We start from the raw sequence: 1,850 nt of genomic DNA, 5'->3' as shown, positions 1-1,850 counted from the left end.
TTCCGATTCAATCGCATAGAAAAATATAGGATTAACGACAAGTTTCAAGTCGTTGACTTGAACCCCATTAAGCTAGCCGTTTGAATTGGCACTACTATAATGCATATGCTGAAAAAGCTTGTGGTTCATCTTCTTGTGGTAAAGAGGGGATCCCCACGTACGATGGAGGTAAATCAGTGGCTGTAGGCTCTAGTTCAAATGGGGGGTTTAAATCTACCGCTGTGTATTCCACCGGTAGGTCAACGAGTAACTGCAGCATTTCGTAAAAAGTTTTAGTTCTTATAAAATCGCTCTTGAAATAACAAAAGCGATCTTAAGTAGATTAAAAGAAGTTTTTAATGAAGTAAATGAGTTCTTTAACTGCAATTCTTTGTTGTTGCATCGAATCGCGGTCTCTAATCGTAACCGTTTCTTCTGTGTTTTCAAAAGTATCAAAATCCACTGTAATACAAAGTGGTGTTCCAATCTCATCGTTACGGCGATAGGCTTTACCTACATTCCCCGTATCTTCATATTTAATACGACCAATACCTAGTTTTTGTAGGAAATGCTTAATTTCTTTAGCTTTTGTCACAATTTTTTCATTATTGCGAGCTAAAGGAACAACAGCTACTTTAATCGGAGCTAGATGAGGTTTTAGCTTTAGAACAATACGCTTTTGTCCTTCTGGTAATAATTCTTCTGTGAAAGCCTGTGTTAGAATAGCTAATACTCCACGATCTAAACCAGCAGAGGGTTCAATCACAAAAGGGATGATGTATTCTTTGGTTTGAGGATCTTGAATGCCAAGTTTTGTATTGGAATCGCTGTTAGTTGCTACATTAGCAAATAAAGTAAATTCTTCTTTAGCTTTGGTATGGGATCCTAAATCAAAATCCGTTCGATTGGCTATTCCTTCTAATTCTTCAAACCCATGTGGAAATCTATATAAAATATCAGTAGTAGCCTTTGAATAATGCGCTAATTCTTCTTTTTTTTGTGGTTGTAATTGAAGGTTTTCTGCCTGAAGACCTTGCTTTTTCCACCAATTTAACCGATTTTCTACCCAGACTTTATGCCAGGTTTCGTCTTCCCCTGGTTTTACAAAAAACTCGAGTTCCATTTGCTCAAATTCACGCACTCTAAAAATGAAATTTTTAGGAGTAACCTCATTACGGAATGCTTTTCCAATTTGTGCAATACCAAAGGGTAGTTTTCTTGAGGTTGCATCCACTACGTGTTTGAAATTGGTAAAGATGCTCTGTGCTGTTTCTGGACGAAGATAAGCGAAGCTTGTCTCATTATCAACAGGTCCTAAATTCGTACGAAACATCAAATTAAAATTGCGCGGCTGTGTTAAGTCTTTAGATCCGCAATGATCGCATTTATGATCAACAATATGATCTGCTCTCATGCGATGTTTACACTGACGACAATCTACCATGGGATCGGTAAAGGTGTCCTCGTGACCAGAGTATTTCAGTGTTAGGCGATGGGTAATAATCGAGCAATCTAAACCCTCAATATCATCTCTTTCATAGACAATAGATTTCCACCAGGCTGATTTCAAGTGATTTTTTAGTTCAACTCCTAGAGGTCCATAATCATATATCCCTTGAAGACCTCCATAAATTTCTGAGCTTTGAAAGATAAAACCTCTTCTTTTACAAAGAGCTACAATGTCATCCATCGATATTTTGCTGTCCATTTTTTCTCCCAGATCAGTTGAGCTATGATTATAGTTACTCTAGTATTTTTGGGAAAAGAATAGCTAAGAGCCTGTTTAAAATCTTTTCAAAAGTAGAGCAATAAAAGCAAGAACCACCATATTCAGGCTTGCATGTAGTTTTCTTTCCCAATTTTTCCATAGC

General features: G+C 37.1%; 2 protein-coding genes. Both read right to left on the bottom strand.

Translation table 11 applies throughout. The features are described 5' to 3' along the window. Window positions 1-94: 94 nt before the first annotated feature. Window positions 95-259, bottom strand: a complete 165-nt coding sequence (locus RHOW815_RS07990; protein ID WP_215217767.1) for a hypothetical protein — start codon at window positions 257-259, stop codon at window positions 95-97. 63 nt (window positions 260-322) lie between these two features. Then, the gene (locus RHOW815_RS07985; protein ID WP_215217766.1) at window positions 323-1,687 is read right to left on the bottom strand and encodes a glycine--tRNA ligase; all 1,365 of its coding nucleotides are present in this window, start codon (window positions 1,685-1,687) and stop codon (window positions 323-325) included. Window positions 1,688-1,850: the final 163 nt, after the last annotated feature.

The sequence above is a fragment of the Candidatus Rhabdochlamydia sp. W815 genome (genome assembly GCF_018642185.1).
In the GTDB taxonomy this organism is placed as follows: domain Bacteria; phylum Chlamydiota; class Chlamydiia; order Chlamydiales; family Rhabdochlamydiaceae; genus Rhabdochlamydia; species Rhabdochlamydia oedothoracis.
The sequence above is the reverse complement of the archived record's forward strand: the minus strand, read 5'-3'. Positions and strand labels throughout refer to the sequence as shown.

Excerpts from the sequence above, each read along its gene's own strand:
- RHOW815_RS07985 (WP_215217766.1), bottom strand. The coding sequence starts at position 1,687 with ATGGACAGCAAAATATCGATGGATGACATTGTAGCTCTTTGTAAAAGA.
- RHOW815_RS07990 (WP_215217767.1), bottom strand. The coding sequence starts at position 259 with ATGCTGCAGTTACTCGTTGACCTACCGGTGGAATACACAGCGGTAGAT.